3 protein-coding genes are annotated in these 9,008 nt (G+C 57.5%); 2 read left to right on the top strand and 1 reads right to left on the bottom strand.

All coding sequences use genetic code 11. From position 1 onward, the window contains the following. Positions 1–310: 310 nt before the first annotated feature. Entirely contained in the window at positions 311–1,048 is a 738-nt protein-coding gene (locus E8M77_RS12190) for a response regulator transcription factor (RefSeq protein WP_137130899.1), read from the bottom strand. A gap of 689 nt (positions 1,049–1,737) precedes the next feature. On the opposite strand from E8M77_RS12190, the gene E8M77_RS12180 reads away from it, so the two are divergent. Both E8M77_RS12180 and E8M77_RS12175 read left to right on the top strand, forming a co-directional pair. Continuing rightward, positions 1,738–3,228: a sensor histidine kinase gene (locus tag E8M77_RS12180; protein WP_137130897.1), complete on the top strand. Its 1,491-nt coding sequence runs from the start codon at positions 1,738–1,740 to the stop codon at positions 3,226–3,228. 589 nt (positions 3,229–3,817) lie between these two features. Further along, the coding region (locus tag E8M77_RS12175; protein ID WP_205910480.1) for a GLUG motif-containing protein at positions 3,818–9,008 on the top strand (5,191 nt) is incomplete at its 3' end.

Raw genomic sequence — 9,008 nt, 5'->3', positions numbered from 1 at the left:
TATGGCCATGGTCGCCCTTACGCTGTTTATCCTGGCAGCCCCCGTCTGGGCCATGTGGAAAGATCGGCGCCGCGCCGCGATCTGAGCACAGGAAGGGCAAGACGAGGCTTGCCCTTCCTATTTTCTAAAGCCTGAAATTGAATTCCCAAATATTATAGGATCATGCGAGCGAGCGGTTGGATCAGCACGATACAGAAGAACGATGACACTGAACGGCTTCGTTGATCAACTACTTCGCTATCGTGCTGCGCGACAGCCGGGTGCGCCAAGTGTTGAAACTTGATCCCTGCACCAATTCTCTGAATTGCTCCTACAAAACCTGCAGCGTAGCCACTAGTTTGTATCCGGTATTCCGGATCATCTGCAGAGGAAGTTCGGCACCTACACGTCGAATCCTTGTCCTAAGACGTGCAAGTGCAACGTCAGCCACACGACTGGTGGGGGAAAATTTGTCTTCACCAAAAATCGACGCCACCTCGGCTCGAGAAATGATGATATTTGGGCGTGTTGCAATATATTCAAGAAAAGCAGCTTCCCGTGTCGAGAGCTTTACTGGAGTTCCCCCCGGAGTATGCAGGCTCTGCTTGTCACGATCCAATTTCCAGGAGCCTCTGACTTCGGACAATTGTAAAGTCGGTGCCAGTTCGACGAGCCGGCGGCGGCGCTTGGTCAGATTACCTATCGCTAAGGCTAGCTCCTCGCTGTCTACTGGCTTTGTCAGATAAATATCGGCTCCCTCGCCATATCCTCGAATCCTATCCTCGCGCTTGGTCCGAGCGGTAAGAATAATGATGCCAATATCACTTCTCTCCCGAATCGACGCGGTCAGCTGAAAACCGCTTGCATCGGGCAAATTTACGTCAATGACTGCCACATCATGCCGCTCTGGATCAAAGCACTTGTAAAATTCGGCTCCGGAAAAAGCTTCCGTCACGATCATGTTCCGTTGGCTCAAGTAGTCGTAAATACTCTGCCGTAGAAAATTGTTGTCTTCCACGAGTAATACATTAATTTTTTCCGAAGAAATTTCGTAATTTGAATTCCGCATCTGGATGATCTAGTCTACGGTTCCAAAAAATTTCAGTTTTCCTTCCTTTTCAGAAGAAGCTCAGGCGCGCAAGCCTAGCGGGAGAACTCTAAATTGAAATTCCGAAGCCCGCAAGTAAAGAACACATGCTTGGAAAAGTCCTATTCGAAATTCGCCGCCTCGCGGTCCTTTTAATTTCGCTTGCCATTCAATCATTGAGCATAGCGACCCCCGTACCCGCCGCCGAGCCGCAGCTACCGACTCTCTCCGGTCATCTATCAGTGTTAGAGGATAGTTCGGCGGCACTGACTTTGTCGGATGTGTTGAATGCGGACCAGCAGGCGCGGTTCCGGCAGGTGCAACGCAGGGACATCAACCTCGGTTTCACCCGAAGCGCAATATGGGTCCGACTTAGCTTGCCATCTACCGCAAACATCGCGGGCATTTTGACAATTACACCCAATTTTCTAGATTCCGTTGATATCTACTCGGCGCTGCCCGGAAAAGGCTCCACTGCAGGTGACTACAGACTTGCGCAAACCGGCGACCATCGCCCTCTCTTACGTAACGGAATCTCGGCTTTTGTCGACGCCGTTCGACTTGAGTTCACAGCCGGTCAGACCACCCAAGTATACATCCGGATTTTGAATCTCAATTCAGCGACGCAGACCCACTTTGACATCGGTCGAGTCTAAGACTTTGCGTCCGACTTGACGACAAACGCGCTGGCCGTCGGCATTTGGTTTGGTGGCATGGCAATCTTGATTGTCGTCCAGTTGATTTTCTTCCTTTTCGATCAAAAGCTCCAGTATCCGCTTCTCGCACTCAGAACCGTTTCACTTGTATTGATATATTTTGGCAATCTGGGTCTCAGCCGGGTTTTGCTCTTCCCGGAAAACGGTACGGCCAATGACATATTTATCGGCGTCTGTAGCTGGGGCGCGCTGGTTGTTTTCCCGCTGACCTACATCAAGCTACTGGAGTTGGATGAGAAGTCCGTCTGGCTTTGTCGTCTTTACCTCCTGCACGCGGCTGTGGGGCTTGTTGGAGTTATTTTCGCCTGCTTGGGACGCAATCTGGAATTTGCGCCCTTCGGCTCCACTTTCGCCCTATGGGTTGTCTTGCTCAGCGGATTCATCTCGCTCTGGTACGCCCGTGAAGACGGGATGGCGAGCATTCTGCGGGCGGTCGCATTTTGTATCCTCGGTATCGGCAGCGTCATCTCGATCGTCCAGCGCATAGACGTTTTAGACATGCCGAATTGGATGTTTCACGTCTACGGACTGTCCGGTCTCATTCATATCTCCTTGCTGACGGGCGTACTGGCAGTACGCCTGAGAGATGCCGAGCGACGCGAACGGCTGACGCAGGCTGGCGCTCTGGACGCTGCGCACTCCGCAGAGCGGATTGCCGCCGCTCTGGTCGAAGAGCGCACCGGCGAACTGGTAGAGGCTAGAAAAGCAGCTGAAAGTGCGTTGCAGGCTGAAATGGAATCTCAGATACAACAAGTACGTTTTCTTGAGGTTCTATCCCATCAGTATCGGACCCCGCTTTCCGCAATCCGGGCCAGCGCCGACAGTATTGCGCTCTCGCTTCGCAAATCTGACGAAGCCAATTTCAATAGAATTGAACGTATTCGTCGATCCGTTGCTTGGCTGGTGCAAATTCTTGAGGTTAATCTCGAGCGTAGTCTCATGCAACGGGCTAGACTTCAACCAGAACCGTCTTCCGTAACCGCCGTCAGCGTGGTCACGGGAGCCTTTAAACGCGCCCAGGATCTGCTCAGCAATCCGGACATTCATCTTCAAATCGATCGCCAAGCCTCAGAAACAGTGCTTTTCGCTGATGCGGCAATGATCGAACTTGCCATTCTCAATCTCTTGGAAAATGCGGTCAAATATACCGCTCTGAAGTGGGATGCTCCAGTGACGCTCTCACTGACCGGGAATGAATTGGGGGTGGACATTTCGGTCCGTGACCAGGGTATCGGGATCCCCCAGGCGGATCTTCCCCATGTCTTTCAGGACAGCGTACGCGGCTCCAATGCCGGAGGTGCGGAAGGATCCGGGCTCGGTCTTTCCCTTGTTGCAAGAATCGTTGCCGCCCATGGAGGGATCGTCGATCTCGACAGCATGGAAGGACAGGGAACAACAGTAAAGATCTTCATTCCTCGGGCAAAAAGTGCCGCACGCCGACCCTGAATGTATGGGATTTTTCTATTTAGTGCAGGAATGTCACGGTTTTTCGCAACATTTGTTACAAGTGAAACATTGGTTACACTTCGCCGCTAACGCGAGCTTCTGGCTTCATTTATTCATTGTGACCGCGCGGAATGAAAATCTCCGGGGGCTGCAATTGCTCCGTGGGGCGCCAGCCATGGGGTGTTTGATGAAGTAGAACTGCACAATGCAACGGCACGCATCTGACACAGGACGCCACCGGCGCCATCAGCAGAACACGTAAAAGATCCCCTGTGCGGCTGTTTGCGAAGAACAGGTTTCGCGGGCATCGACAGTAATATTTCGACACGATTTCCAGCAGCGCTGAGTTGCAATCAACCGCCTTCATCTAGCCTAAGCGGGTTCATAATCCACCTGCCAGATTTGGCATGGATGATTGCCTCTGTTGTGAGAGCTCGAAGGTATACTGTTGATTAGAAAGACAAGGTTTTCCATGACTCTCGCTGTTGTGACTGTAAATGGTCCACTAGGTTCAGGCAGCCAAAGGCCGACGCGCCACCTGCGCAGATCTATCGCCCTGCTAACCTCTACGGCGCTTGTTGCGCACCCTATGCTTGTTCGCACTGCCTTGGCCGACGATATGCCGAGCGGCAGTCAGGTGGTGTCGGGATCGGTTTCGGTCGCAACCTCCGGTTCGGCGATGACAGTGACGCAAGGCTCCGACAAGGCGATCGTCAACTGGAACGGCTTCTCGGTCGGGAACGGCAATTCGGTCAACTTCGTTCAGCCGAGTTCATCTTCTGCCATTCTCAACCGCGTCACCGGCGACACCTCCTCGACGATTGCCGGGTCTCTGACGGCCAATGGCCAGGTCTATCTGATCAACCCCAACGGCATCGCCATTACCCCGACCGGCACGGTCAAGGTCGGTGGCGGGTTTGTGGCGTCCACGCTCGACATCTCCAATGAGGATTTCCTCAAGGGGCAGTATAATTTTAACGGCAATGGCGCGTCTTCTGGCGTCAGCAACGAGGGCATTATTACCGTTGGCCGCGGCGGCTATGCGGCCTTGATTGGCGGCACGGTAAAGAATGACGGGTTGATTGCCGTGCCGATGGGCAAGGTGGGCCTTGGCTCCGGGGAGCAGGCAACGCTCGATCTGTCGGGCGATGGCTTCCTGCAGGTGGCGGTTCCGACCAAGGACGGCGCGGAAGGCAATGGCGCGCTGATCGAGAGCAGCGGTACGATCTCGGCGGAAGGTGGCACGGTTGTGATGAAGGCAGCCACGGCGCGCGATACGGCGCGTCATGCCATCAACCTGAATGGCGTGGTCGAAGCGAGCAGTGTGTCGGGCAGCGATGGTGCCATCACGTTTGGCGGCGGCGACGGCGGCGAGGTCACGGTGGCGGGCAAGGTCTCGACCAAATCCTCTACGGGCAAGGGCGGCAAGATCACCGTAACCGGCAAATCCGTTGCGCTGAAGGGTGCGACCGTCGATGCATCCGGTGCCAAGGGTGGCGGTGCTGTGAAGATCGGCGGCGACTATCGTGGCTCCGGCACGATGCAGCGGGCCGAGACCGTCGGCGTGGATGCGTCCAGCGTGATCCGCGCCGATGCGACGGAAAGCGGCAATGGCGGCTCGGTCGTCGTCTGGTCTGACAAATTCACGAGCTTTGCAGGTCTGATCACGGCGCTGGGTGCGGGGACTGGCACGGGCGGCGATGCAGAAGTGTCGGGCAAGGCGCTGCTCGACTATGCCGGCTTTACCAATCTCTCCGGCCCCGGCGGCTTCGGCACGCTGCTGCTTGATCCGTACAATGTGACGATATCGACCGCTTCAAGCAGCGGCATGTCCGGATTTAATGCTAGTGGCAATGACAGCGTGCTCAATGTGACGACGCTGCAGAACGCGCTAGCCGGTGCCAATGTCACGGTAACGACAGGTTCAAACGGCAGCCAAGCGGGTGATATCACCGTCAACGCGGCAATCTCTTGGTCGGCCGGCACGACGCTGACACTGACACAGGCGGCAACAGGCAGATTGTTCATCAACAAGGATATCAGCGCGACAGGTGCAGGTGCCGGTCTCGTCCTCGCCTACGGTACGCGTTATGCGCTTCAGAACGGCGCGCGTGTCAGCCTGTCCGGCGCAGGTTCGACGCTTTCCATTGACGGCAATGCCTATACGCTGATCCGAAACGTCACCGATCTTCAGGCTATCGCGACGAGCGGCTACTATGCTCTGGCCACGGACATCGACGCCTCCACCACCGCAGGCTGGAACAGCGGTGCCGGTTTTGCACCGATTGCAAGCGGTAGCAGCTTCACCGGCATTTTCGCCGGCCTGGGTCACAACATAGATGGCCTGACCATCAATCGACCCTTTACGAGCTCGACCGGCCTGTTTTCTCAGACTTTGAACGCCACCCTGCGTGACATGACCCTCTCCAATGTCGCGGTCCGCGGCAATGCCCAGGTGGGAGCCTTGGTTGGTGGGGCGAACAGATCCGGCCTCTTCAACATCCATGTCACCGGCAGCGTAACCGGCTATCAGGAAGCAGGCGGAATTGCCGGATGGATTGCAGATTCCGCAATGAACATCTCCTCCTCTTCCGCATCCGTTACGGTTTCGGCCAATGGTGCCGGCGGCCTTGCTGGCTTTTCCGCATACACGGTCACCATCACCGACTCTTACGCCACCGGATCGGTGACGGCGGCTACCAATGCCGGTGGCCTCGTCGGACAGGGCCTGGACGGGACACTCACGCTGAACAGGGTCTATGCCAGCGGCAAGGTGACCGCGACCAGCGGCGTCGGCGGGCTGCTCGGCTTGATGGATCAGGGCCCAGTGGCGCTGACCGATGCCTATTGGGACGCGAATTCGACCGGGCAAGCGGCGGCGGTTGGCAGCCTCACAGGCACCGGCTCTTCGGTCTCGGGCACGGCCGTCGACGTCTCCGGCGCACCCCGGACCCAGGCCACCTATTCCGGCCTCGATTTTACCAACACCTGGCTGATGATCGATGGGGAAACCCGGCCGATGTTGCGCAATGAGTATTCGACCGTCATCGCGACACCGACCGCATTGCAACTGATGTCGCAGGATCTCACCGCCAGCTATACGCTGGGCGCCAATATTAGTCTCACCAGTGCTTTCACGGCTGACAGCAACGGTTATTACGCTGGCCTGTGGGGCGCGTCCGGCTTTGTGCCGATTGCAAGCGGTAGCATCTTCACCGGCACTTTCGCCGGCTTCGGGCATATCATCGACAGCCTGACCATCAATCGACCCTTTACGAGCATGACCGGCCTGTTTTCTGAGGCTTTGAACGCCACGCTGCGTGACATGACCCTCTCCAATGTCTCGGTGACAGGAAGTACCCGGGTGGGAGCGCTGGTCGGCCAAGCGGACAACTCCAGCCTAAGCAACATCCATGTCACCGGCAGCGTAACCAGCCATCAGGAAGCTGGCGGAATTGCCGGGTGGATTTCATATTCCACGCTGTCCAACGTGTCCTCTTCCGCATCCGTTACGGTTTCGGCCAATGGTGCCGGCGGCCTTGTGAGCTACGCGCTTTACGCCGCCACCATCATCGACTCCTATGCCACCGGAGCGGTGACGGCCGCCAGCAACGCCGGCGGTCTCGTCGGACAGGCCTTCGGCGGGCCTCTCACCTTGACCAATGTCTATGCCAGCGGCAGGGTCACAGGGGCCAGCGGCACCGGCGGACTGATCGGCGTGGACGTAGATAGTGCGTCTCCGGCCTCGTTCTTCCTCAACAATGCCTATTGGGACGCCAGTTCAACGGCGCAGACCGTTGCGATCGGCACCGCCTCCAGCTCCACCATTACCGGCACGGCCGTCGACGTCTCCGGCGCGCCCCGGACCCAGGCCACCTATTCCGGCCTCGATTTCACCAATACCTGGGTGATGATCGAGGGGGAAACCCGGCCGATGCTGCGCAACGAATATTCGACCGTGATCGCCACCCCGGCGGCGCTCCAACTGATGTCGCAGGATCTCGGAGCCAGCTATACGCTGGGCGCCAATATCGATCTCACCGGCGCTTTCACGGCTAACAGCAACGGCTCTTACGCGGGCCTGTGGGGCGCGTCCGGCTTTGTGCCCATCGGCTCAAATAGCTCCGGCTTCACTGGCAGCTTTGATGGCCAGGGCCATACAATCACGGGGCTGACCATCAGCCGCGCTTCGGCCAATTATATCGGCCTGTTCGGCAATAACAGCGGCGGCTCGATCCGGGATATCGGTCTGATCGGCGCATCCATCCGCGGCTACAGCCATGTCGGCGGGCTGGTTGGTTCCAATGACAACGGGACAATCAGCACTGCTTATACCACTGGTGACGTTTACGGCGTTTACAATGCTGGTGGTCTGATCGGCAACAGCTACAATAGCACCACCAGTGACGCATATTCGACAGCGGTGGTTTATGGACGTAACCAAGGCGGCGGGCTCATCGGCCTGAGCGACAACAGCACCATTAGCAACTCGTATGCAACCGGGGCGGTTTCGGGAGTGACCGCAGTCGGCGGGCTGGTCGGTTACAGTTCCCAATCCGCGATCAGCAACGTGTTTGCGACGGGTGCAGTCTCTGGTTCTAGCTATTACATTGGCGGGCTTGTCGGCTGGAACAACGGCACGATCAGCGAGGCCTATGCGACAGGAGATGTATCGGGGGGAGGCATTACAGTGGGCGGGCTGGTCGGCTTGAACAACAACGGCACGATCAGCAATACCTATGCGGCAGGGGCTGTTTCGGGAAGTGCAACCCTAGGCGGGCTTGTCGGAACGAACAACAACGGCGGCACCGTAATCGGTTCGTTCTTCGACAGTCAAAAGTCTGGCCAGAGCATGGGTGTCGGCATTGGCGATGGCTCAGGGGTAACGGGCCTGACGACGGCGCAGATGGCAAGCCTCTCCACATTCACCGGGGCCGGCTGGGATATTGATGACACCGGCGGCACCGGCAAGGTCTGGCGGATCTACGATGGTTATACCGCGCCCCTTCTCCGTAGCTTCATGCCCGGACTGACGGTGACTGGCGCAACCAGCACCAAGACCTATGACGGCCTGGCGACCAGCACAAACGTCGGCACGCTTGCCTACAGCCCGACCAGCTACAACAGCGCCCTAGTGCTGGGAACGGCAGGCTATACAGCCTCCAGCGCCAATGCCGGCAGCTATTCCGGCGCTGCGCTGAGGCTTGGTGGCCTCTATTCCACGCAGCTCGGTTACGACCTGACGCTCAATGCCGGCAGCATGACCATCAACAAGGCCGCTTTGACGGTCACCGCCAACAATGCCAGCAAGGTCTATGACAGCGTGGCTTATTCCGGCGGCAATGGCGTGGCCTATTCCGGCTTCGTCAATGGCGAGACGGCCTCCGCTTTCGGTGGCTCTCTGGCCTGGGGCGGCACCTCACAGGGCGCTTCGGTGGCCGGAAGCTATGGCATCACGGCATCCGGCCTCACCTCCGGCAACTACGACATCACCTACGCACCGGGAACGCTGACCATTTCGCCCGCGAACGTGAACTTGACGATCACACCTGGCACGGCCAGCAAGACCTATGGCCAGACGCTTGTGCTGAACAGCTACTCCGTCAGTGGCTCATTGATCGGCAGCGACGCGATCGGCTCGGTATCGCTGGCCAGTGCCGGCACGGCAGCCAGTGCTGGCGCCGGTACCTATGACATCACGGCCTCCAATGCCGTCTTCTCCAGCGGTTCGGCCTCGAACTATGCGATTACTTATCAGGTTTTTGCCAACGGTCTGACAG

The sequence above is a fragment of the Rhizobium sp. FY34 genome, from assembly GCF_005222845.1.
GTDB lineage: Bacteria > Pseudomonadota > Alphaproteobacteria > Rhizobiales > Rhizobiaceae > Neorhizobium.
Note: the sequence above shows the minus strand (reverse complement) of the source record. Positions and strands in the feature narration are given on the sequence as shown.